The organism is Halomonas salipaludis (assembly GCF_002286975.1).
GTDB classification, from domain to species: domain Bacteria; phylum Pseudomonadota; class Gammaproteobacteria; order Pseudomonadales; family Halomonadaceae; genus Franzmannia; species Franzmannia salipaludis.
In genome coordinates this window covers 480,715-503,048 of record NZ_NSKB01000004.1, presented here as the reverse complement: position 1 = coordinate 503,048, position 22,334 = coordinate 480,715, and the positions used below count along the sequence as shown (strand labels likewise).

The following is a 22,334-nucleotide window of genomic DNA, read 5'->3' as shown; positions in this document are numbered from 1 at the left end:
GGTCAGAACAGCCAGGTGTCGACGTTGTCCGGGGCGCGCTGGGCCTGTAGGGCCTTGATGCCCTTGACGCAGCGAATCACCAGCCACACTACCACCGCCAGCCATAGCACGAAGCCGATGGCGATCAGGGTCAGAATGCCGGCCAGCAGGAAGTAGACCAGCGAGATCCAGAAGGTGCGGATCTGAAAGCGGTAGTGTTCGTCGAGCCAGTCAGGGCCCTTGCCGCGGTAGACGTATGCGATTACCACGCCGATCAGCGAGGTCAGCCCGCCGGTGGCGATTCCCGCCAGGTGCAGCACATAAACCACGATGGGGATGGTGGTATCCGGCCCGTTCGACGGTTCGACCGGGTTGGGCTCTGGCGTGACGGTATCATTCATCGGGTCATCCTTGAGGCGTTACCATGGGGGCCTTCATGATACCTGCCACAACCGTCGATGACAGCACCGAGCCGCCGCTATGACCGAGAGCCCCACCTGCCCGCTGTGCGGTGCCGCCCACTGCAGCCACTATCACCGCGACAAGCGGCGCGACTACTTGCAGTGCCCGCGTTGCGCGCTGATCTTCGTGCCGCCTGCCTTCCACCTGGCACCGTCAGAGGAGCGCGCGGTCTACGACCAGCACCAGAACTCGCCGGATGACGCCGGTTACCGGCGTTTCCTGTCGCGGCTGTTCACGCCGCTGGCCGCCGAGCTCGCCCCCGGGGCCTGCGGCCTCGACTTCGGCAGCGGCCCGGGGCCGACGTTGTCGGTGATGTTCGAGGAGGCCGGCCACCCGATGGCCATCTATGATCCCTACTATGCGCCGGACAGCGCGGTGCTGGCGGGGGAGTACGACTTCATCACCGCCACCGAGGTGGTCGAGCACCTGGCGGCCCCCGGCCGCGAACTCGAGCGGCTGGTGGCGCTACTGCGCCCCGGCGGCTGGCTTGGGCTGATGACCAAGCGTCCGATCAGCCACGCGGCCTTCGCCGGCTGGCACTATATCCTCGACCCCACCCATGTATGCTTCTACAGTGAAGCTACCTTCGAATGGCTGGCCGAGCATCTGGGCATGAGCGTTGTGTTTCCTGCCGCCGATGTGGCGCTGTTGCAGAATCGTCCCCACACCTGACTGCGAGTCAACCCTGCGGCACCAGGCGCGGGGCCATTGATGACGGCTAGCGTCATGCGAGGCGACTCTGAGCTTAGTCATACGTTCGTTGGTTTCTTTGATGTGTATCAATTTCCTTTTAGCACTCTTGGCCTAGAGTTCAGATAACAACTCTAGGGTTGTTGATGCTTTGCGCCGTGACAGCGGTCCGATTGCGACTCTTCATGGCGATATCGCACGATAATTAAGGAGGGGGCATGGATAACGCGGAAGTGGAAATCAGAAAAGACGATAAGAAGTTTCGGTTTCCTACAGCCTTCTCGATTCTCTTCGGTCTGACGATCCTGGCTGCAGTGCTGACCTGGATTGTGCCGGCAGGCCAGTATGCTCGGGAATACGACGAGACGCTGGATCGAGATGTCACGGTCGTGGGCAGCTATCAGCAGGTGGAAGCCAACCCACAGAATGTCTGGGATGTGCTGATGGCACCCATCGCAGGGCTCTACGATCCAGGAAGCTATGAAGCCAACGCGATCGATGTTGCCCTCTTCGTTCTGATCATCGGGGGCTTTATCGGCGTGGTAACGGCTACCGGTGCTATCGATGCAGGCATCACTCGTGCCATGAAGCGTATGGCTGGGCATGAAAAATGGATGATTCCGCTTTTGATGGGCCTGTTCGCTCTCGGGGGCACCACCTATGGAATGGCCGAAGAGACGCTGGCCTTCTATATGCTGCTGATTCCAATCATCATTGCTGCGGGCTATGACTCGGTGACGGCTGTTGCCATCATCCTGTTGGGGGCCGGTGTCGGAGTGTTGGGATCAACCGTCAACGCCTTCGCTACTGTTATCGCCTCCGATGCCGCGGGCATACCCTTCACCGATGGCCTAGCACTGAGACTGCTGATTCTCCTGCTGTGTTTCGTGGCCACTGTGCTCTACGTGATGCGATATGCGGCCAGGGTGAAAAGACATCCCGAACTCTCGATTGTCAGTGACCAGACTGAAGCGGATCGCGAGTATTTTCTGAGCCAGAGAAGTCAGGAGAGCCTACCGTTTACACGTATCCGCAAGCTGGTACTAGTGCTGTTTGCTGTCACCTTCTTGATCATGGTCTGGGGGGTGCTGATGGCGGGATGGTGGATGGGCGAGATGACGGCGCTATTCCTGGCGTCCAGCCTGGTCGTCGGGGTCGTGGCGAGGCTGGGTGAATCGCGCTTCGTGGAGTCGTTTGTCGGTGGCGCCAAGGAGCTGCTGGGTGTGGCTTTGATCATCGGCCTGGCAAGGGGCATCGTGGTTATCATGGATGCCGGTCTCATCACCGATACCCTTCTACACTGGTCAGAGGAGCGGGTGGGTGGCCTCTCTAATGTCGCCTTCATCAATGTCATGTACTGGCTGCAGGTGATGATGTCGTTCTTCGTACCCTCCTCATCCGGCTTGGCCGTGATGAGTATGCCGGTTATGGCACCCATGGCGGATTTCGCCGGGGTGGGGCGAAGCCTGGTAGTAACCGCTTATCAGTCGGCAAATGGGCTGGTGAACCTGATCAATCCGACCTTCGCTGTGGTCATGGGGGCGCTTGCAATAGCACGCGTTCCTTACGAGCGCTGGCTGCGCTTCATGTGGCCGCTGCTGCTGATTCTCACTGCCATTGTTTTAGCGTGTCTCAGCTTGGCGGCCATGCTTGGTTGAGCTAGCCCATCATCCCTGGCTGGGTAAACCAAGGTGCCTGGCCATATTCTGGCTGTTTTTACGGCAAGAAGCCGCACTAGGCCAAAATTTGCAATATGCGGAAGGAGACGCAAATGTCTATCCAATTAGGGGTGCATTCCGAAGTTGGGAAGCTTCATAAGGTAATGGTGTGTTCACCGGGCTTGGCTCACCAGCGCCTGACACCAAGTAATTGCGATGATCTTTTGTTTGATGATGTTCTGTGGGTGAGTCAGGCCAAACGAGATCATTTCGACTTCGTGACCAAGATGCGTGAGCGCGGTGTGGAAGTGCTGGAAATGCATAACCTGCTGACCGAAACACTGAAGCTTCCCGAGGCCAGGCAGTGGATCCTGGACCGCAAGATCACCGCTAACCTCGTCGGAGTCGGACTGATGAACGAGATGCGGAGTTGGCTCGATGAAATGGAGTCACGACAGCTTGCCGAGTATCTGATCGGCGGTGTCTCAGGTGGCGACCTACCAGGGACAGAAGGTGCGGAAGTGCTCAAAATGTTTCGCGACTACCTGGGACATTCGAGTTTCCTGTTGCCGCCATTACCGAACACTATCTTTACCCGTGACACGACATGCTGGATCCATGGTGGCGTCACACTGAATCCGATGTACTGGGAAGCTCGGCGCCAGGAAACGCTGTTGACGACTGCCATCTACCGTTTTCACTCTGACTTTGCCAATGAAGAGTATCGAGTCTGGTATGGTGATCCGGAACGCTATCATGGCATGGCTACCCTGGAAGGCGGCGACGTCATGCCGCTTGGCAAGGGGGTCGTCTTGATCGGAATGGGCGAGCGCACATCGCGGCAGGCTATCGGTCAACTGGCACAAGCACTATTCGAGGCTGAAGCCGCTGATCGTATCATCGTCGCCGGGCTGCCGAGATCCCGTGCAGCTATGCACCTCGATACCGTATTCAGTTTCTGTGATCGTGATCTGGTAACAATTTTTCCCGAAGTGGTGAAGGGGATTGTAGCGTTCAGCTTGCGCCCGGATCAGAGCAAACCTGGTGGCATGGATCTACGCCGGGAGCCCCAGCCGTTTCTGGACGTGGTTGCTGAGGCTCTCGGCTTGAAGAAACTGCGAGTGGTAGAGACCGGGGGGGACTGGTTCGAGTCGGAGCGGGAACAGTGGGACGATGGCAATAACGTCGTCGCGCTTGAACCTGGTGTGGTGATTGGCTATGACCGCAATACCTATACCAATACCCTGTTGCGCAAGGCCGGCGTGGAGGTGATCACTATCGATGCCAGCGAACTGGGGCGGGGGCGTGGCGGTGGACACTGTATGACGTGCCCCATCCTGCGCGACCCAGTCGATTACTGAAGAAGGGGCTCTACATGTCACTCAACCTTCATCAACACAGCTTGCTCAGCTTGATGCATCACAGTGAACGAGAGCTGCGATTTCTTCTGGATCTCTCTAGAGACCTTAAAAGAGCGAAATATGCAGGTAGTGAGCAGCAGCGTCTCAAGGGGAAGAATATCGCCCTCATCTTCGAGAAGACCTCGACTCGTACACGTTGCGCCTTCGAAGTGGCAGCATATGATCAAGGAGCAAACGTTACCTTTATAGATCCGAGTTCGTCGCAAATCGGTCATAAGGAGAGCATGAAAGACACTGCTCGTGTCCTGGGCCGTATGTATGATGCGATCGAATACCGGGGCTTCAAGCAGGAGGTAGTTGAAGAACTCGCACAATACGCGGGTGTGCCTGTGTACAACGGGCTGACTGAGGAGTATCACCCGACTCAGATGTAGGCCGATGTCATGACCATGCAGGAGCATAGCGATAAGGCGCTACATGAGATTCGTTATGCCTATGTGGGGGACGCCCATAACAACATGGGAAATTCTCTGCTGCTTATCGGTGCCAAACTGGGCATGGACGTACGGATAGCCGCTCCCAAGTCGCTTTGGCCGAACAAGCTACATTTGGAAGATTGTCAACGTTTTGCCGATGAGAGTGGGGCCAAGATTCTACTAACCGAAGACCCTGTAGAGGCTGTAGAGGGTGTAGATTTTATCCATACCGATGTATGGGTTTCTATGGGCGAGCCTGTCGAAACCTGGCGCGAAAGAATACAATTACTGCTGCCCTATCAGGTAAATAAAGAATTAATGGAGGCCAGCGGTAATCCTCGGGTAAAATTTATGCATTGCTTGCCTGCTTTCCACAATTCCGAGACCAAGATAGGCAGGCAGATTGCCGATCAGTACCCTTATCTTGCTCAAGGTATTGAAGTTACAGAAGAGGTATTCGAGTCACCAGCCTGTATAGCATTCGAACAGGCGGAAAATCGAATGCATACCATCAAGGGTGTACTGGTGGCCACGCTTGGTGGGCTATAGTTCAGCATCAAGGATCAACGTATGCGTATCGTAATTGCTCTGGGCGGTAACGCGCTTTTGCGACGTGGCGAGCCAATGACGGCAGATGCACAGCGCGCCAATGTGCGAATTGCTTGCGAACAAATTGCTAGGGTAGCCTCGGGAAATGAGCTCATTATCGCCCATGGTAATGGGCCACAGATTGGTTTGTTGGCGCTACAAGGGGCTGCCTGCACGGATGTCAGTCCTTACCCGCTAGATGTGCTTGGCGCTCAAACGGAAGGCATGATTGGTTACCTGATCGAGCAGGAGCTCGGAAACTTGCTCCCTTTCGACGTGCCTTTTGCCACTTTGCTGACTCAGGTTGAGGTGTCAGAAGATGATCCGGCTTTCCAGCATCCTAGTAAGCCTATCGGCCCGGTTTATTCCGCGGAGGAGGCTGAGCGTCTAGCAGAGGAAAAAGGGTGGAACATTGCACCTGACGGAGAGAATTTTCGACGCGTGGTGCCAAGCCCAAAGCCAAAAAGGATATTCGAAGCTCAACCGATTCGATGGCTGTTGGAAAAGGGTACTATTGTCATCTGCGCCGGGGGTGGAGGTATTCCCACCATCTATGATGGTAATCGCCAGCTGCGTGGGATCGAGGCGGTCATTGATAAAGATCTTTGCTCGGCCCTTCTGGCCGAGCAGTTGAATGCCGACTTACTGGTGATTGCCACAGACGTCGATGCAGCCTATATCGATTGGAATGGACCAAACCACAAGGCAATCGCTAGTGCTCATCCAGATATACTGGATAACATGCAATTTGCGGCCGGTTCCATGGGGCCCAAAATAGAAGCCGCCTGTGATTTTGCTAGAAACACTGGCAACGAAGCCGTAATCGGCACATTGACTGATATTGAGTCGATTGTAAGAGGCCAGGGCGGAACTCGAGTCAGCGTTACTGGCGCCGGTCTGACCTACCGAGAATGACATGGGGTTGACACATGTGCAGCTTACTCATGATTAATCGAATATTTCCCTGGAAACGCGGCACGTAGACCCTGCCTACGCCTTTGCGCGTGCTGACGAAGTAAGTGTCGACTATCATAAGCTCACTTGTGTGATGGACCTCGATATGGGGTATCGCTACTCGGGACTGAACTGCTCGAGGTGACGCACCTGGTCATCGGCCAGTTCTGTCTTCTACCCGCCTGTGGCCCGTTCTAAGCGCGGGAGGTCTCATAGCGTGTCAGCAAGTCATGGTATCCACGGATGCCTTCGACACCCATAGAACTTGTCGATCATCCCCCCGGAGCGAAGGTTTGATAGTTAGATCTAATTTCATAGGATTGCTGTCGGGGGTGGCCCATCACCTTGCAAGCCTTACTGATGTTCTACAGGTCCTCGGCAGTTCTAGGAGACTGAGCTTGCGTCGTGATACCTTTTCTGCGGTTTCCTCATGGTGTTACAGCCGCACGTCAGACACTCGTTCTATAACTCACAGGGAGCACTATGGCCACTTCGCTTTCAGTGGCTGACTGTCGGTTAATACCGTCACATCACACGCAGCAGGATGTCGATAATGCCTAAGGCAATAGCAGGGCCATCTGAAAGCACCCCAGGAATCTTGCAGCGTGTCGATGGAGAGGAGCGTCTGGCAGCAGCGGGCGATTGGACGCTGGCCCATTACGCCACACTGTGCCGAGAGGTCGAGCGCTGGCGGGGAGCTGAAACGCTCGAGCTTGCCCAGGTGCAGAGGCTGGACACCGCTGGTGTCGTGCTGCTTGCACGCCTGCTTGGCGTCGCGCAACTGCGCGCCCTGGCCGCTAGCGACACCTCGCTCAGCGATGAGCGGCGTGCGCTGCTGCGCATGGTCTGCGATGCCCTCGACAAGGCCGAGCAGCAGCCTGTACGGCAACAGACGACGCTGCTTGGCGACGGTCTGGCAGGCATCGGCCAGGCTGTGCAGTTGAACCTGCAAAACCTCGTCGGTTTGCTCGGTTTCATCGGGCTGACGCTCACCGTCGCCGCGCGGGTAGCGCTGAGACCGGGCCGTTGGCGGGTCAATGCGCTGATGAGCCAGATCCAGAATACCGGCCTGAATGCGCTACCGATCGTGGCCCTGCTGACCTTCATGATCGGCGCGGTAGTGGCATTTCTTGGTGCCACGGTGCTCGACGCCTTCGGTGCCAGCGTCTATACCGTCGACCTGGTCGCCTACTCCTTCATGCGTGAATTTGGCGTGCTGCTGGCGGCGATTCTGGTGGCCGGCAGAACCGCCAGCGCCTTTACCGCGCAGATCGGCTCGATGAAGGTCAACGAGGAGATCGATGCGCTGCGTGTCCAGGGCTTCGATCCGGCGGAGTGGCTGGTGCTGCCGCGGGTGCTCGCGCTGCTGATCACGCTGCCGCTGCTGGCCTTTGTCGGTCTGCTGTCGGGACTAGTGGGAGGTGGGCTGGTGGCGCTGCTGTCCCTCGAGATCCCGCTGGGGCGGATCATGGCCATCTACCGCGACGTGCCGCTGCAGCACTTCCTGGTGGGGATGGGCAAGGCGCCGGTGTTTGCCTTCCTGATCGCCGTGATCGGCTGCCGGGAGGGCTTCAGGGTCAGCGGTAGCGCCGAGTCGGTTGGCCAGCACACCACCTCGAGCGTGGTGCAGAGCATCTTCGTGGTGATCTTGGTCGATGCGCTGGCGGCGCTGTTCTTCATGGAGATGGGCTGGTGATGAGTGATAAACGGGAATGCTTGCCTGAGCCCGGAGAGGCGATCATCCAGGTGCGTGGACTGCAGAATCGCTTCGCTGAGCATGTGGTGCACGAGCATCTCGATCTCGACGTCATGCAGGGGGAAATCCTCGGCGTGGTGGGTGGCTCCGGCAGCGGCAAGTCGGTACTGCTGAGGAGCATCGTCGGCTTGGTGCGGCCAAGCGGCGGCGAGGTAGTGATGCTGGGCGAGCGTCTCGACCAGCTCTCCGAGCGTCGGCGCGTGCTGCTGGAGAGGCGCTGCGGCGTGCTCTTCCAGCAGGGCGCACTATTCTCTTCGCTAACCGTCACCCAGAACGTGGCGCTGCCGCTGCGTGAGCATCTGAAGTTGTCACCTGCAGATGCCGAGCATCTTGCTGCGGTCAAGCTGGCGCTGGTGGGGCTGCCGGCGCATGCCGGTGGGCTATCGCCATCTGAGCTCTCCGGGGGCATGATCAAGCGTGCCGCCCTAGCGCGGGCGCTGGCCCTGGATCCCGACATCCTGTTCCTCGACGAGCCCACCGCCGGGCTCGATCCCATCGGTGCCGCGGCGTTCGATCAACTGCTGTTGACGCTGAGAAACGCCTTCGGGCTGACGGTCTTCCTGGTGACCCACGATCTCGACACGCTGTATACCACGTGCGACAGGATCGCCGTGCTCTCCGGCAAGAGGGTGCTGGTTGCCGATACTCTGAGCGTCGTCGAACAGACCGATGACAAGTGGATACGTGATTATTTCCATGGTCCTCGTGGGCGCAGTGCCCAGCTGGCCAAACACTCGGCAAGGGAGGCTTGAGCGATGGAGCCACGTGCCAATCACATCATGATCGGTGGCATTACCCTGCTGCTCATCGCTGCCACGGCGCTGTTTGGCCTATGGCTGGTCAGGTTCGGCGATGAGCGCGAAACGCGGCCGATCGATGTGGTCTTCCAGGAGGCGGTAAGCGGGCTCTCCGACGGCAGTCGCGTCGAGTACAACGGCCTGCGCGTCGGGTCGGTCAGCGGCTTGCGTCTCGATGAGGTCGACCCGACCCAGGTCATTGCGCGCATTACGGTGGCGGCGGATACGCCGGTGACCACCGACACCCAGGCGCGTATCGCCATGACCAATATCACCGGCTCGGCGCATATCCAACTCAGCACCGACTCCTTGAGTGGGCCGCCGCTGGTGGCCGAGCGGGAAGGCGAGGTGCCGGTTATCATCGCCGAGCCGTCGCCGTTCGCCCGCTTGCGCGCCAACTGGGAGGAGTCCATGGGGGGCGTCAATACGCTGATCGACAATATCAATCAGATGTTCTCCGAAGAGAACGCCAGCAGTGTTTCCTCGATGCTGCGTAATCTCGAAGAGGTCAGCCGCTTTGCCGTCGAGCATCAGGAACAGGCCGGGCTGGCCCTGGACAACCTGGCACACACCACTGCGTCGGCAAGCCGGGTATTCGAGAACCTCGACGGCTTGATACTGGACACCAACCGAATGCTGGAGGTGCATGGCGAAGAGGCGATACGCAGCGTGGCCGATGTCATGCAGCGCCTCGATACCGTGATCGCCTCGGTGGATGAGATCATCAACGACAATCGCGGCTCCCTCGAGCAGGGGCTGCAGGGGGTCAATGCTCTCGAGCCGGCGATTCGCGATTTCCGCGATGCGGTCAACACCATCGAACGCACCACCCGCCAGTTCGATAGCGACCCGGCCGGCTACATGCTGGGACGCGAGCGCTTACCGGAGTTCAATCCATGAGACATGTCACCGTCAAACTCGGTGCCCTGGCGACGCTGCTGCTCGTGGGGTGTACGGTATTTCCCGAGCGCGAGCCGCGCCAGGTCTATCAGCTTCCCGCATCGCAACTCGCGGCCAGTCAAGCGCCTGGAAGCGAGCGGGTATTGAGAGTCGCCAGGCCTGCCGTCGATGAGGTGCAGGGCGGCATGGACATCGTAGTGGCGCCCGACCCGATCACCCTCCAGAGCTACGGCCAGGCGCGCTGGAGCGCCCCTGTGCCGGTGATGCTGCGCGATCATCTGATGGAGGCTTTCCTGCGTGACGGCCGCCTGGCGCGGGTGGTCTCCGACCAGCAGGGCATTGCGGCGGACCTGCAGCTAGGCGGGCAGCTGCGTGCCTATCGGATTCAGTATGAGCAGAACGAACCCATGGCACTGATCGTGTTCGATGCTCACCTGATCGATCTCGCCGCTAATCACCTGGTCGGTAGCCAGCGCTTTGAGGTGCGCGAAGCCCTCGAGGATGCCTCCGTCGAGCAGGCGGTGATGGCGCTGTGGCGTGCCACCGAAAGGCTCGCCGGTGAGCTGGTCGAGTGGACCGTCGATTGATAATCAAGGAGACGTGATGTATCGCCAAGCCACCTCAGGGCCATTCAAGGGAATGAATGCCCGCGTCACGCTGATCGCCATCATCATGGTTGGGGCAGCCCTGGTGTACGGGGCCTTCTTTACCGAGCACCTGGCAGAGGTCCTCGAGCGTGTGCGTGGCTTGGTGAACCCCTTTCTCGAGTGGTACTACGTCCTGCTGGTGGCTTTTTTATTGCTGTTCATGATCTGGCTGGGCGTCGGGCGCTTCAAGAACGTCCGCTTGGGAGGGGATAACGAGCAGCCAGAGTTCACCTTCTTCTCCTGGATTTCGATGCTGTTTGCCGCCGGTACGGGGGTGGGGATTCTGTTCTGGGCGGTGGCCCAGCCGATCATGCAGTTTCAGGAAAACCCCTTTGTCGCCGATGGAATGAGCCCCGAGGCGGCGCGGCTGGCAATGCGCTTGACCTACTTCCACTGGGGGCTCAATGGGTGGGCGATTTTTTCGTTTGTGGCGCTGGTGCTGGCCTACTTCGCCTATCGCCGCAATCTGCCGCTGACGGTGCGCTCCGGGCTGGAGCCGATCCTGGGTAAGCGCACCCACGGCATGCTGGGTGATCTGGTCGATCTGCTAGCAGTGTTCGGTACGGTGTTTGGAATAGCTACCACGCTGGGGCTCGGCGTTCAGCAGATGAATGCCGGCCTGGATGCTGTATTCGGACTGTCGTCGTCGATCACCCTGCAACTGGTGATCACCGCCGTGATCATGAGCGTGGCAACGCTGTCGGTGGTCTCCGGCGTCAAGCGCGGCGTGCGTCTGCTCTCGGAGGCCAACTTCTGGCTGAGTATTGCGGTGGTGGTCTTCATGCTGCTGTTCGGCCCGACCCAGTACCTGATTGCCCTGACCATCGAGTCCGCCGGCGACTATCTGCAAAACCTGCTGGGCATGACCTTTCATACCAATGCCACCATTGCCGATGATTGGCAGTCCGAGTGGACGGTGTTCTTCTGGGGGTGGTGGCTGGCTTGGTCGCCTTTCGTCGGCATGTTCATTGCGCGGGTCTCGCGGGGGCGCACCTTCCGCGAGTTCGTGATGGGCGTATTGCTGGTGCCCACGGTGATCACCATTATCTGGATTGGCCTGTTCGGTGGCACCGCGCTCTATCACGAGCTTTTTGGCGCAGGTGGGATCATCCAGGCCGTTGACGACGATGTGGCCACCGCGCTATTCGCCACAGTGGCCGCCATGGACCTGGGCATTGTTGGCGTCGGCGTATCGGCGGTACTGGTGGTGCTGATTGCCACTTACTTGATCACCTCCGCCAATGCCGGGACCCTGGTGATCAACACCATTCTTGCCGGCGGTGATCCCGAGCCGCCTACCGGGCATCGCATCATCTGGGGCGCTGTACTGGGACTGCTGACCGCGGTGCTGCTGCTCGCTGGCGGGCTGGAAACGCTGCAGTCCGCTGTGATCATGGCAGCTTTGCCGTTCTCGGTGGTGGTGATCCTGATGGTGGTGGGGCTGCTAAAGGCGCTGCACGGCGAGCGTTTTGCCGCACGTACCGGCGCGCGCACCGAAGCGCCACGCGAGCCGTGGGTGGATCTCGATGATGCGGGGATCCAGGCGACGCCGGTGTCGCCGGATGAGCGCCATCTTCACCATTGAGCGGTAAGCCACGCCCAGGGGGCCGCTCGATGAGCGGCTTCTAAACAGCCATTGACTTCTCTATGGCCGGGTGTATATTCCCCGCGTCTCCCTGCATACGGCTGACCCGGCAGGCATTCATTGGCAATTTCTGCCACGCTTTTTCCTGTCGATTCACATGCCTGTGAGGCTGATTTCATGTCGCGGCAACTACTCTCTATGGCGCTGGCGCCGCTGCTGGGGTTGTTCATTCTCGGTATCGGTAACGGCTTCCTCGCCACCCTGATCACCCTGCGCCTGGACGATGCCGGCTACTCTCCGGTGGTCATCGGCTGGGTCTCCTCGGCCTACTTCATCGGCCTGGCGCTGGGCGCGGTGTTCAACGACCGCCTGCTGCTGCGTATCGGGCATATCCGCGCCTACGGCTGCTTCGCTTCCATCGTTGCCGTCACCGTGCTGCTGCAGGGGCTGTGGCTGGATGCCTACGCCTGGTTCGTGCTGCGCCTGATCGGTGGCTGGGCCACGGTGGGGGTCTATCTGGTCATCGAGAGCTGGCTGCTGACCTCCGGCGACCAGAAAGTGCGCGGCCGGCTGCTGGCGATGTACATGATCTCGCTTTATGCCGCCGGCGCCATTGGCCAGCTGCTGCTCGGGGTCACCGACGCCGCCGGGGTCACCCAGCCGTTCATGGTGATCGGCATGCTGGCGGCACTCTCGGTGCTGCCGATGGCGATGATCCCGCGGGTCTCGCCGCTGATCGAGCACGCCGAGCCGTTGTCGCCGTGGCGGCTGATCACCGTTACTCCTACCGGTGTCGTGGGCAGCTTCGGCTCGGGCCTGCTGGTGGCGGCGATCTACAGCCTGCTGCCGCTCTATCTGCAGCGGGTGGGCCTGTCGGTCAACCAGATAGGCCAGATGATGGCAGTGGTGGTAGTGGGTGCGATGCTGCTGCAGTACCCCATCGGCCGCTGGTCGGATCGTCACGATCGCCAGCAGGTGCTGATCCTGATCGGTGCCTTCTGCGTGGTGATTTCGGCCGGCATGCTGTGGCTGCCGCTCAATACCTGGCTGCTGGCCGGTCTGCTGTTCCTGCTCGGCGGTGGGGTGTTCGCGCTCTACCCAGTGGCAGTGAGCCATGCCGCCGACCGCGCCCCGGCCGGCGCCCTGGTGCGCATGAGCCAGGGCCTGCTGCTGATCAACGCCATCGGCTCGACGCTAAGCCCGCCGCTGATCACGCCGGTGATGAGCGCTGTGGGCGACGGTGGCCTGTTCTGGTCGCTGGGCGCACTGGGGCTGATGCTGGTGGCGTTCTTCATCTGGCGGCGCAGCGTGCGCCCGGCGCCGCTGCCGGTGGCGCCGTTCGCACCGAGCACGCCGATGACCTCGGTGGGTGCCGAGCTGGGGGTGACCGAGGAACTGATGCAGGGTGCCATCGAGCACGAGTACGCCGAGGATCTTTCGGCGGTGGTGCCCGATGTCGAGGTGGCCGAACCGTTGGTCGGTCCGCCGCGTGAAGACGCTGCGCACATCGAGTACTTCGACGTCGATGCCGAGGCTGGCCCGCATGGCGATGACGACCAGGGGGAACCAGGCTCGCGCGGTTGAAGCGCGCTAGTCGCCAACCAGTTGCCTCTGAGCGAAGAACGCCGGGGACTCTCTGCTCGCTGCCTGGGCAAGACGTTGTAAAGGGCTTATGTTAGGGCCTTGTGTGCAGCGCAACAGGAGCGAGCGATGAGCGAATTGACGATCGGCGTGGTCGGCGCCGGCACCATGGGCCAAGGCATTGCCCAGGTGGCCATTACCAGCGGTTTCCAGGTGGTGCTGTGTGATGTTGCCGAGGCGTCCCTCGAACGCGGCCAGGCGGCCATCGACAAACGTCTGGCCAAGCTGGTCGACAAGGAGAAGCTCGATGACCCCGGGCGCCAGGCGGCCCTGGCGCGACTGACCAGCACCACCCAACTGGATGGCCTGGCTGGCTGCCAGGTGATCATCGAGGCGGCGCCGGAGGACCCTGAGCTCAAGGAGCGCCTGTTCCGTGACCTCGACGCCCTGGCGCCGCATGCCATCCTCGCCTCCAACACCTCGTCGCTGTCGCTGACCCGGCTGGCGGCAGTTTGCGAACGCCCCGAGCGGGTGGTCGGCATGCACTTCTTCAATCCGGTGCCGGTCCTCGAGCTGGTCGAGGTAATCCGCGCCGAACAGACCTCGGATGCCACCGTCGAGGCGGTGCAGGACCTCGCCGAGCGCCTCGGCAAAACCGCGGTACTGATCGCCGACGCCCCCGGGTTTGCCGTCAATCGCCTGCTGGTGCCGATGATCAACGAGGCCGCCTTCCTGCTCCAGGAGGGTGTGGCCAGCGCCGACGATATCGATGCCAGCATGAAACTCGGCGCCGCCCATCCCATGGGACCGCTGCAGCTTGCCGACCTGATCGGCCTCGACGTCTGCCTGGCGATCATGGAGGTGCTGCAGCAGGGCTTCGGCGATCCCAAGTACCGCCCCTGCCCGCTGCTCCGGCGCATGGTCGCCGCCGGCTACCTGGGACGCAAGAGCGGCCGCGGTTTCCACGTCTACGACTGAGCGGAGCGAGTGATGAGCGATAACCTGATCGAACGCAGCGAGCGCCACGGTCTCGTCTGCCTGACCGTCAATCGACCCAAGGCGCTGAACGCGCTCAATAGCGCGCTGCTCGACGCCCTGGCCGCCGAACTGGATGCCCTCGAGGCCGAGCCCGGCCTGCGCGGGGTAGTGATCACCGGCGCCGGCGACAAGGCCTTCGTGGCCGGCGCCGATATTACCGAGATGCGCGAGCTGAGCGCCGCCCAGGCGCGGGATTTCGCCCAGCGCGGCCTGGCCACGTTGAAGCGGCTGGAAGCACTGCCGGTCCCGGTGGTGGCGCTGGTCAACGGCTTCTGCCTGGGCGGTGGCTGCGAGCTGGCACTGGCCTGCGACTGGGCGGTGGCCAGCGACAACGCCATCTTCGGCCAGCCTGAGGTGGCGCTGGGGGTGATCCCCGGCTTCGGCGGTACCCAGCGCCTGCCGCGCCGGGTCGGCCCGGCCATGGCGCTGGACCTGGTCACCACCGGGCGCAAGATCGACGCCCAGGAGGCGCTACGCATCGGCCTGGTCAACCAGGTGATGCCGCTGGCGGAGCTCGACGCCTACGCCGAGCGGCTCGCCAAGCAGCTCGCCGGCAACGGCCCCCAGGCGGTGCGCAGCGCCAAGCAGGCGGTCCACGATGGCCTCGATCAGGACCTCGACAGCGCCCTGGCGCTGGAAGCGGGCCTGTTCGCGCTGGCCTTCGCCGGCGACGAGCAGCGCGAGGGCATGAGCGCCTTCGTCGACAAGCGCAAGCCTAACTTCTAATCGGAGTACATCGCTTAGCGGCGGTCCTCTTCTATCCAGCCCTGCAGTTCGGTGGGGGTATCGATATCGCGGCCAACGCCGGCATCGCTGACCGCTATCTTTCGATAGCGCCCGGGGTGCCGGTGGATGATCTCGCGGGCGCCCTGGTCGCCGTACAGTGCCTCCAGCTCGGGCCACACCTCCCGCCCGAACAGCACCGGATGACCGGGCCGGCCTGCATGGCTGGGGCGCAGGATGGTTGAGGCGTCGGCTTGGCCTTGTAGCTGCCTCAGCGTGGCGGGGGAGATCGCCGGCATATCGCCGAGCAGAACCGCAGCGGCAACAACGCCATCTAGCTCGCGATCACCGTTCAGCGCCGCCACGGCATCGCCGAGACTCGCGCCCAGGCCGCACCCGGCGCGGGGGGCGCGGATGATCGGCGTGGTCGCGGCTAGCCCCAGGGCGTGCGGGTCGTCGTCCTCGCGCAGCACCACCCGCAGCAGGGCAAAGGCCTGTTGGGCACGCGCTAGCGTCGCGGCCAGCAGGGTTTGCTCACCGGTCAACGGCGCGCTGCGCTTGTCCTGGGCGCCGAAGCGCCGCGAATAGCCGGCGGCCATGATGATCGCCACGCAGGCGTTGGCGCGGGGCGGCTCACAGTTCATCTCATAGCTCATCGCGGGCCTTGCCGCGCTGCACGCGCAGGATATCGGCCATCACCGCCAGGGCGATCTCGGCGGGTGCTTTGCTGCCCAGGTCGAGGCCGATGGGCATATGCAGGCGGGCAATATCGGCGTCGCTCAGGCCGCCGGAACGGCGCAGACGCTCGGCGCGCGCTTCGGACGTGCGCCGCGAACCCATCACGCCAATATAGAACGCTGGCGTGCGCACTGCTTCGATCATCGCCAGGTCGTCGATGCGCGGGTCATGGGTCAGGGCGACGACGGCGGTGGCCGCATGGCAGGCGCCGGAGGCGATGAACTGCGACGGCAGCACCCGCTGCAGTTCGATGCCGTCGAGCTCGATATCGCGATGCTGCTCGTCGCGGGGATCGCACAGTATGACCTCGAAGCCGAGGCTCTGGGCGAAGCGCGCACAGGCCTCGGAGACCGGCGACAGGCCGGCGATGATCAGGCGTGCCGCTGGGCCGATGCGCAGTTGGACCGTGCGCCGCTGCGGGTCGCGTACCACCCGCGGCCCGGTGCCGTCATCGCTGAGGAAGTGCCTGCGCCCGGTGTCGAGATCAATGCAGCGCAGTAGCCCGCGCTGGCCGAGCAGCGTGGCGTGGAATACCTCCAGATGGACCAGGGTCTCAGCGTCCGCAGCTAGGCGCTCGACCAGCACGTCGAGGGTGCCGCCGCACGGCAGGCTGACGCCGGGGGCATCGACGCTGCCGCTGCCCCCGCCGTAGCGCAGGGTGGTCACCGGGGCGTCGAACTCGCCGCGCTGCAGGCGTTCGAGGAAGTCCTCCTCGACGCAACCCCCGGACAGCGAGCCGATATGGCGGCCGTCGCCGCACACCGCCAACAGCGCCCCCGGCGCGCGGGGCGACGAGCCATAGGTGGCCAGCACCGTGCACAGCCAGACGCTTTCGCCGTCGCGGGCCCAACTCAGGGCCCATTCGATCACCTGCAGGTCGAGGTGCTGCATGCTCACCCCGCCAGCTGATCGCCGACCGGCAGACGGCGGATGCGCTTGCCGGTGGCGGCGAAGATCGCATTGCACAGCGCCGGTGCCACCGGTGGCAGGCCCGGTTCACCTACGCCGCCCAGCGGTATCTCGGGGTCGTCGTTGATCAGGTGCACGCGAATCTCCTGGGGAGTGTGCGAGAGGCGCGGAATCTGGAACTGGTGGAAGTTGTCCTGTTTGATGCGCCCCTGGTCGGCGCTGATCTCGCTGTGCAGAGCGATGCCGATGCCCATCACACAGGAGCCTTCCATCTGTGCGCGAATGCGGTCCGGATTGATCTGCGGACCGCAGTCGAAGGCGATATCGGCGCTGTGAATCGTCACGTCACCGTCATCGTTGACCTCCACGTCGAATACTACTGCGGCATAGGAGGCGAAGCTATGGTGCACCGCCAGCCCCAGGCCACGACCCGCGGGGCGCTCGCGCTGCCACTCGGCCGCCTCGGTGGCGCGCTCGATCACCCCGCGCAGGCGGCCGATATCGATGGGGTAGCGCTGCGGGTCTTCGCCGTAGTTCCAGGTGTCGTTGACGTCGCGCGGGTCGATCTGGCGCGCCGGCCCCAGCAGCTCGAGCAGATAGTCACGATGATCGCGACCCGCGGCATCGGCCATCTCGGCGGCGAAGCTCTGGATGGCGAAGGCGTGGGGGAGGTTGTAGACGGCGCGGAACCAGCCGATGCGCACATGCGCCGAGGCGTCGGGGTTCTCGAGGCGCATGGCGGGAATATCGAAGGGCACGGTGGTGAAACCCATGCCGAGCTCGAAGTCCTGCTTGTGCTCCGGGTCGGGGGCGAACAGCGAGGCGATGCTCGGCGAGAGGGTGCGGTGGCGCCAGCCCAGCGCCTTGCCCCCGCCGTCGAGGCCGGCCTCGAGGCGATCCACCGAGACGGCGTGGAAATAGGCGTGGTGAAGGTCGTCTTCGCGGGTCCACTGCACGCGGACTGGGCGGCCGTCCAGTGCCTGGCTCAGGTAGCTGGCCTCGAGCACGAAGTCGGGCTTGGACTTGCGACCGAAGCCGCCGCCCAGCAGGGTCACGTTGATGGTGACGTCCTCGAGTGGGATGCCGAGCTGCTCGGCGACGCCCTCCCGGGCGGCCTGGGGATGCTGCACCGGCGCCCACACCTCGGCCTTGCCGTCGACCAGCCGGGCCAGCGCCACTGGCGGCTCGATGGGGGCATGAGCCATGTGCGGCATATAGTAGGTCGCCTCGAGGCGCTGCTCGGCGTCGTCCAGGGCGGCGTCGACATCGCCGCGTTCGCGAATCACGCGGCCGGCAGAGGTGGCGGCCTGCTCCAACGCCTCGCGGTAGGCAGGGCTGCTGTAGTCGGCGTTGTCGCCGGCGGCGTCCAGGTCCCACTCGATCTCGAGCGCATCGCGCCCCTGGATCGCCGCCCAGGTGTTCTCGGCGATCACCGCCACCCCGCCCAGCGGGGCGAAGCCGCCCGGTTGCCCGGTTCCCGGCACCTCGATCACGCGCACCACACCTGGAACGTCCAGTGCCGCCGAGTCGTCGACGCCGGCAAGCCGTGCGCCGTACACCGGCGGCCGGGCGATTACCGCATAGCGCATGCCGTCGAGGTGAACGTCGGCGCCGTAGTGGGCGCGGCCGGTGACGATATCCTCGCCGTCGATGGCCAGCGGCGCGTCGTCGCGGACGTTGTCGCGGCCGATATAGCGCCACGCGTCCCGCGACTTGAGGGGCAGGGTGTCGCGCTCGGGCACCGGCAGCTGGCTGGCCGCGGCGGCCAACTCGCCGAAGCCGAGCTCGCGGCCGCTGGGTACATGAGCGACCACATGCACGCCAGCCTGGCACTCCTCGATAGGCACCTGCCACTGCTCGGCGGCGGCCTGTTCGAGCATGCTGCGGGCTGCGGCAGCGGCGCGGCGCATGGGGTCGAACCAGTGGCGCATGCTGCGCGAACCGTCGGTGTTCTGGTTGCCGTAGGTCTGCTCGTCGCCCGGCGCCTGTTCGACCCGCACGCGCTGCCAGTCGGCGCCCAGCTCATCGGCGGCGACCATCACCAGGCTGGTGCGGATGCCTTGTCCCATCTCGGCGCGGTGATTGACCACGGTCACCGTGCCATCCTCGTCGATACGGATAAAGACGTTGGGGTCGTCGACCCAGCCGTGGGGCATGGCCTCGGCGCCGTAGCTTGTCTGCTCGTCGGCGCTTAGCGGCGCCCAGCGGGCGGCGATGACCAGGGCACCGCCGGCGGCCAGGCCCTTGAGGAAGTGGCGACGGCTGACGTTGGCCAGTAGCAGGGTGTCACGATGAGTGGTCATGCTGACTCCTCCCCGTGCTCGGCGGCGCGATGAATCGCCTGGCGGATGCGTGAGTAGGTGCCGCAGCGGCACAGATTGCCGTCCATGGCCTCGACGATCTGTGCGTCGCTGGGTGACGGCGTCTGCTTGAGCAGAGCCGAGGCACCCATGATCTGACCGCTCTGGCAGTAGCCGCACTGGGCGACGCCGAGCTCGAGCCAGGCCTGCTGTACGCGACTGCCGACGGCGTCATCGGCGATGCCTTCGATGGTGGTGACGTCGCGATCCTGGGCCTGGGATACCGGCGTGACGCAGGAGCGCACCGCTTCGCCATCGAGATGCACGGTGCAGGCGCCGCACTGGGCGATACCGCAACCGAACTTGGTGCCGGTGAGCCGCGCCACATCGCGCAGCGCCCACAGCAGGGGCATCTGGTCGGGCACGTCGAGCTCGTGCTGCTGACCGTTGATCGTCAGGGTGATCATGCGCTATCTCCTTACAGCGTCGTTATTGTGTGGGTCTGCGCTAATGCGCATGTCCTGGCAAGGGTAGTCGATGCCCGCGCTCATTGCCGGGCATCGCTTGGCCCGTTCAGGCGGCTTGGTCAGCCTTCAGGGTAGCCATGTCGATGACGAAGCGGTAGCGCACGTCACCCTTCTCCATGCGCTCGTAGGCCGCATTGATATTGTGGATATCGAGCATCTCGATATCGCAGGTGATGTCGTGCTCGGCGCAGAAGTCGAGCAGCTCCTGGGTTTCGGCGATGCCGCCGATCAGCGAGCCGGCCAGCACGCGGCGCTTGAACACCAGGTTGAAGCCCTCGATGGCGGGCTCGATGGGATCGAGCAGCCCCACCAGGATGTGCGTGCCGTCGTACTTGAGCGCCGCCAGGTAAGGGTTGAGGTCGTGCTGCACCGGTACGGTGTCGAGCATGAAGTCGAAGGTTTCGGCCACGGCCTCCATCTGCGCCGGGTCGCCGGAGACCACCACGTGGTCGGCGCCGTTGCGCTTGGCTTCCGCGACCTTGGCCTCGGAGCGGGTGAATACCGTGACCTCGGCGCCCAGCGCCTTGGCCAGCTTGACGCCCATATGGCCGAGGCCACCCATGCCGATCACGCCGATCTTGTGGCCGGCGCCGACGCCGTGCTTGCGCAGCGGCGAATAGGTGGTGATGCCGGCGCACAGGATGGGGGCCGCGGCGGCTGGGTCGAGCCCCTCGGGCATGCGCAGCACGAAGTGCTCGCTGACCACGATGCTGTCGGAGTAGCCGCCCTGGGTGAGGGTGCCGTCCTGGCGGTCTTCGCTGCCGTAGGTCATGGTGAAGCCGTTGAGGCAGAACTGTTCGACACCGTCCTCGCAGGCCTGGCAGTGGTGGCAGGAGTCGACCATGCAGCCCACTCCGACCAGGTCGCCGGCCTTGAATTGCGTCACCGCGTTGCCCACCGCGGTGACGCGGCCGACGATCTCGTGGCCGGGCACGAGGGGGAAGGTGGTCATGCCCCAGTCGTTGCGGGCGAAGTGCAGGTCGCTGTGACAGACGCCGCAGTAGAGGATCTCGATGGCCACGTCGTCGGGACGCGGGGCGCGGCGCTCGAAGGTGAAGGGGGCGAGCGGCTGGTCGCCGGCGTAAGCGGCATAGGCGTGGGTCTGAGTCATGAGACATCTCCTCTCGTTCGGTTAGCCTCGTGGCGAGGCCATGCAGGCATTATTGGTCGACGAGGGCGCTGTTACGACCGCCGTTTCTCCGGGATTTTTGCTTGTTTCTCCAGAAGCCTGGCTTTGGGGGCCCACCAGGCGTCAAAAATCGGCATAATTCGCTGGTACTGCTGCTACGAGGAGCTTGTCATGCCGCCATCATCGACGCTGCCCGACCCACTGGTCGACCTGCTGGCGCCACTGATCGAGAGCGACGGCTACACCGCGACGCCGCTGCCCGGCGTGTCGCTGATGGCCATGCATCGCGCCCACGGGCCGGCGCCATTGATCTACGACCCGAGCCTGATCATCGTCGCCCAGGGCCACAAGGTCGGCTATCTCGGCGCGCGGGAGATCCACTACGGCCCCGGCCACTATCTGGTCCAGACCCTGCCGCTGCCCTTCGAGTGCCTGACGCTGGCCAGCGCCGAGGCGCCGCTGCTGGGGGTGTCGGTGCGTCTGGAGCCTGGGCTGCTTGGCGAGCTGGTAACGGCGATGGGCGAGTCACTGGTCGATGCTACCGCGGCGGATCCGGTGCCGATGGCCTCGGTGCCGATGGCGGCGGGCATGCACGGCGCCGTGGTGCGTCTGCTGGAGAGCTTGCACGACCCGGGGGCGGCGGCGGCGATGGGTGAGGCGCGGGTGCGCGAAGTGGTGTTCGAGGCGCTCAAGGGCGAGCAGGGGCCGGCGCTGCGCGCCCTGGTGCTGCATCAGGGCCACTATGCGCGGATCGTGCAGGTGCTGACGCGGCTGCAGGTGCACTACGCCGAGGACATCTCGGTGGAGGAGATGGCCCGACAGGCCAACATGAGCCTGTCGACGTTTCACCAGCACTTCAAGCAGATCGTCCACTCATCGCCGCTGCAGTACGTCAAACGGCTGCGCCTGATCAAGGCGCAGCAGCTGCTGATGCAGGAGGCCTGCAACGTCAATCGGGCCGCGGCAGCGGTGGGCTATCGCAGCGTGTCGCAGTTCAGCCGCGACTACAAACGCTACTTCGGCGCCTCGCCGCTGCAGCACCGCCGCGAGGAGCGTGCGCTGCAGGTGTCGTGACGGCGCGGCTTATTTGGCGAACAGCTGGTTCATGTCCTTGAATGCCTTGAACTCCAGGGCGTTGCCGCAGGGGTCGAGCAGGAACATGGTGGCCTGCTCGCCGACCTCGCCCTTGAAGCGCACATAGGGTTCGATCACGAACGGGGTGCCGCGGCCGCGCAGGCGCTCGGCGAGTGCCTCCCACTGCTCCCACTCGAGGATGATGCCGAAGTGCGGCACCGGTACGTCGTGGCCGTCGACGGGATTGGTGTGGGCGCTCTCCTGGGTGGAGGTCTTGGGGTGCTCGTGGATCACCAGCTGGTGGCCGTAGAAATCGAAGTCGACCCACTGCTCGCTGGAGCGGCCCTCGGCCAGGCCGAAGACCTCACCGTAGAAGGCGCGGGCGGCGGGCAGGTCGTGAACGGGGATGGCCAGATGGAAGGGCGAGAGGCTCATGGTCGGCTCCTGTTGGGTGACATGGAT

The 22,334-nt window shown here is 63.2% G+C and carries 22 protein-coding genes; 15 read left to right on the top strand and 7 right to left on the bottom strand.

Going from position 1 to position 22,334, the window contains the following annotated elements; translation table 11 throughout:
• Positions 1 to 2 precede the first annotated feature (2 nt).
• A complete protein-coding gene (locus tag CK498_RS12780) occupies positions 3 to 380 on the bottom strand; it encodes a DUF4870 family protein (RefSeq protein ID WP_095621231.1) in 378 nt (125 codons plus the stop codon).
• 79 nt (positions 381 to 459) lie between these two features.
• Here CK498_RS12780 and CK498_RS12775 point away from each other — a divergent pair, with 79 nt between their 5' ends.
• The 14 genes from CK498_RS12775 (at position 460) to CK498_RS12715 (ending at position 15,198) form a co-directional block, all read left to right on the top strand.
• A complete protein-coding gene (locus tag CK498_RS12775; RefSeq protein ID WP_095621230.1) occupies positions 460 to 1,113 on the top strand; it encodes a class I SAM-dependent methyltransferase in 654 nt (217 codons plus the stop codon).
• A gap of 236 nt (positions 1,114 to 1,349) precedes the next feature.
• Positions 1,350 to 2,789 (top strand): YfcC family protein, encoded by a 1,440-nt coding sequence (locus tag CK498_RS12770; RefSeq protein WP_095621229.1) that lies wholly within the window; start codon positions 1,350 to 1,352, stop codon positions 2,787 to 2,789.
• Positions 2,790 to 2,902: 113 nt separating this feature from the next.
• Complete coding sequence (gene arcA, locus CK498_RS12765) at positions 2,903 to 4,150, top strand: arginine deiminase (RefSeq protein WP_095621228.1); 1,248 nt, start codon at positions 2,903 to 2,905, stop codon at positions 4,148 to 4,150.
• A 14-nt stretch (positions 4,151 to 4,164) separates the two neighbouring features.
• Positions 4,165 to 4,584: a hypothetical protein gene (locus tag CK498_RS26975; protein WP_456064529.1), complete on the top strand. Its 420-nt coding sequence runs from the start codon at positions 4,165 to 4,167 to the stop codon at positions 4,582 to 4,584.
• Positions 4,585 to 4,593: 9 nt separating this feature from the next.
• Complete coding sequence (locus CK498_RS26970) at positions 4,594 to 5,175, top strand: hypothetical protein (RefSeq protein WP_456064528.1); 582 nt, start codon at positions 4,594 to 4,596, stop codon at positions 5,173 to 5,175.
• A gap of 21 nt (positions 5,176 to 5,196) precedes the next feature.
• Positions 5,197 to 6,129, top strand: coding sequence for a carbamate kinase (gene arcC / locus CK498_RS12755; RefSeq protein ID WP_095621227.1), 933 nt, complete (start codon positions 5,197 to 5,199; stop codon positions 6,127 to 6,129).
• A 637-nt stretch (positions 6,130 to 6,766) separates the two neighbouring features.
• The gene (locus CK498_RS12750) at positions 6,767 to 7,864 is read left to right on the top strand and encodes an ABC transporter permease (RefSeq protein WP_229359059.1); all 1,098 of its coding nucleotides are present in this window, start codon (positions 6,767 to 6,769) and stop codon (positions 7,862 to 7,864) included.
• On the top strand, positions 7,864 to 8,676 hold the full coding sequence (locus tag CK498_RS12745; protein WP_095621225.1) for an ABC transporter ATP-binding protein: 813 nt from the start codon (positions 7,864 to 7,866) through the stop codon (positions 8,674 to 8,676). The genes CK498_RS12750 and CK498_RS12745 overlap by 1 nt, the downstream gene beginning before the upstream one ends.
• Positions 8,677 to 8,679: 3 nt before the next feature.
• Complete coding sequence (locus tag CK498_RS12740; protein ID WP_095621224.1) at positions 8,680 to 9,621, top strand: MlaD family protein; 942 nt, start codon at positions 8,680 to 8,682, stop codon at positions 9,619 to 9,621.
• Positions 9,618 to 10,208: an ABC-type transport auxiliary lipoprotein family protein gene (locus CK498_RS12735; RefSeq protein WP_095621223.1), complete on the top strand. Its 591-nt coding sequence runs from the start codon at positions 9,618 to 9,620 to the stop codon at positions 10,206 to 10,208. The genes CK498_RS12740 and CK498_RS12735 overlap by 4 nt, the downstream gene beginning before the upstream one ends.
• Positions 10,209 to 10,224: 16 nt before the next feature.
• The gene (locus CK498_RS12730; protein ID WP_095621222.1) at positions 10,225 to 11,853 is read left to right on the top strand and encodes a BCCT family transporter; all 1,629 of its coding nucleotides are present in this window, start codon (positions 10,225 to 10,227) and stop codon (positions 11,851 to 11,853) included.
• 177 nt (positions 11,854 to 12,030) lie between these two features.
• The gene (locus CK498_RS12725) at positions 12,031 to 13,437 is read left to right on the top strand and encodes an MFS transporter (protein WP_095621221.1); all 1,407 of its coding nucleotides are present in this window, start codon (positions 12,031 to 12,033) and stop codon (positions 13,435 to 13,437) included.
• 126 nt (positions 13,438 to 13,563) lie between these two features.
• A complete protein-coding gene (locus CK498_RS12720; protein WP_095621220.1) occupies positions 13,564 to 14,412 on the top strand; it encodes a 3-hydroxybutyryl-CoA dehydrogenase in 849 nt (282 codons plus the stop codon).
• A 12-nt stretch (positions 14,413 to 14,424) separates the two neighbouring features.
• Positions 14,425 to 15,198 (top strand): enoyl-CoA hydratase-related protein, encoded by a 774-nt coding sequence (locus CK498_RS12715; RefSeq protein ID WP_095621219.1) that lies wholly within the window; start codon positions 14,425 to 14,427, stop codon positions 15,196 to 15,198.
• 14 nt (positions 15,199 to 15,212) lie between these two features.
• Here CK498_RS12715 and CK498_RS12710 read toward each other — a convergent pair whose 3' ends face one another.
• From CK498_RS12710 to CK498_RS12690, 5 genes are all read right to left on the bottom strand, one after another.
• Complete coding sequence (locus tag CK498_RS12710; protein WP_095621218.1) at positions 15,213 to 15,839, bottom strand: nucleotidyltransferase family protein; 627 nt, start codon at positions 15,837 to 15,839, stop codon at positions 15,213 to 15,215.
• 1 nt (position 15,840) lies between these two features.
• The gene (locus CK498_RS12705) at positions 15,841 to 16,824 is read right to left on the bottom strand and encodes an XdhC family protein (RefSeq protein ID WP_095621217.1); all 984 of its coding nucleotides are present in this window, start codon (positions 16,822 to 16,824) and stop codon (positions 15,841 to 15,843) included.
• Positions 16,825 to 16,826: 2 nt separating this feature from the next.
• Positions 16,827 to 19,145 carry a molybdopterin cofactor-binding domain-containing protein gene (locus CK498_RS12700; protein ID WP_095621216.1) on the bottom strand — a complete coding sequence of 773 codons (2,319 nt, stop codon included), beginning with the start codon at positions 19,143 to 19,145 and terminating at the stop codon, positions 16,827 to 16,829.
• Positions 19,142 to 19,609 (bottom strand): (2Fe-2S)-binding protein, encoded by a 468-nt coding sequence (locus CK498_RS12695; RefSeq protein WP_095621215.1) that lies wholly within the window; start codon positions 19,607 to 19,609, stop codon positions 19,142 to 19,144. Before CK498_RS12695 ends, CK498_RS12700 begins: the two co-directional genes overlap by 4 nt.
• Positions 19,610 to 19,715: 106 nt before the next feature.
• On the bottom strand, positions 19,716 to 20,780 hold the full coding sequence (locus tag CK498_RS12690; protein ID WP_095621214.1) for an NAD(P)-dependent alcohol dehydrogenase: 1,065 nt from the start codon (positions 20,778 to 20,780) through the stop codon (positions 19,716 to 19,718).
• Between the two features lie 189 nt (positions 20,781 to 20,969).
• Here CK498_RS12690 and CK498_RS12685 point away from each other — a divergent pair, with 189 nt between their 5' ends.
• Positions 20,970 to 21,872 carry an AraC family transcriptional regulator gene (locus CK498_RS12685; protein WP_095621213.1) on the top strand — a complete coding sequence of 301 codons (903 nt, stop codon included), beginning with the start codon at positions 20,970 to 20,972 and terminating at the stop codon, positions 21,870 to 21,872.
• A 9-nt stretch (positions 21,873 to 21,881) separates the two neighbouring features.
• Here the strand turns inward: CK498_RS12685 and CK498_RS12680 are convergent, their stop codons facing one another.
• Positions 21,882 to 22,307, bottom strand: coding sequence for a VOC family protein (locus CK498_RS12680; RefSeq protein ID WP_095621212.1), 426 nt, complete (start codon positions 22,305 to 22,307; stop codon positions 21,882 to 21,884).
• Positions 22,308 to 22,334: the final 27 nt, after the last annotated feature.